The sequence below is a fragment of the Psychrobacter sp. 1Y4 genome (assembly GCF_051847555.1).
Genome location: NZ_JBPYDE010001027.1, coordinates 1 through 546, shown reverse-complemented (window position 1 = coordinate 546; position 546 = coordinate 1). Strand labels below are relative to the sequence as shown.

Sequence of the window (546 nt, the reverse complement as noted above, 5' to 3'; positions counted from 1 at the left end):
GGTGTGACAGGATGTTCAAAAAATGTAAGGCAATTGCCAAAATGCAAAACGGCTACTCATATTGAGCAGCCGTGATTTTTTATAAAATTGCTTAAAAGATCTTTGTTACTACGTCATTAATAGTATCGTGACTATAATTTTAATTATCAGCGTGTTTGAGCTCATAGTTTAATTTCTGCGCCAGACATGATTCATAATCAGCCAGTTTGAATCGCCATAAATACGTCAAAGCAATACCATAGATGACAGTCTCAGCCAACTCTTCGACAACTTCACCAAATGTATGCGGGAATATAATGGCGTTCTCTCCCATATATTGAATGATTACCAGCGCGGTAACGATGAGGTAGAGCGAGACAGGCACGTTCTTTAGTACTGCCCAAAGATAATGTCTCGAATAAGCCAATAGGCCAAGCGCAACAATATAGATAACGGTCAGTACACTGTCTTCCCACCAATCATACGACTGATTCAAAAAAGAAAAATCGCTCGGAACCAACAAGTTTGGTAAATAGTTTAGCTCGCGACGAATGACAGAGACAAATA

General features: G+C 39.2%; 1 pseudogene. It reads right to left on the bottom strand.

Annotation, left to right across the window (positions count from 1 at the left end):
* Positions 1-139: 139 nt before the first annotated feature.
* Positions 140-546 (bottom strand): annotated as a pseudogene (locus tag ACS8FC_RS20220) (hypothetical protein); the annotation flags it as partial.